This is a genomic window from Streptomyces lothianensis (assembly GCF_047779955.1).
Lineage (GTDB): Bacteria > Actinomycetota > Actinomycetes > Streptomycetales > Streptomycetaceae > Streptomyces.
Genome location: NZ_JBLMKT010000159.1, coordinates 1 through 293, shown reverse-complemented (window position 1 = coordinate 293; position 293 = coordinate 1). Strand labels below are relative to the sequence as shown.

Here is a 293-nt window from a genome sequence, read left to right as displayed (position 1 = left end):
CCAGGACACCACCACCGCTGACGCGGACACCGTCTTCGTCCCGGCGCTCCGCAAGGACCGCCCTGAGGCGGACGCGGTCGTCACGGCCCTCGCCGAACTCCACGTACACGGCGTACCTGTCGACTGGACGACGTACTACGCCGGTACCGGAGCCGCCCGCATCGACCTGCCCACGTACGCCTTCCAGAGGCAGCGCTTCTGGCCGGAGTACATGCCGGGCATGACCGGCGACGTCACGGGGTTCGGGCTTCGGACGGCCGAGCACCCGCTGCTGGGCGCCGAAGTGCTCCTCG

General features: G+C 70.6%; 1 protein-coding gene. It reads left to right on the top strand.

Annotated elements, in window-relative coordinates:
* The coding region (locus tag ACLF6P_RS30050; RefSeq protein ID WP_415954587.1) for a hypothetical protein at nucleotides 1-293 on the top strand (293 nt) is incomplete at both ends.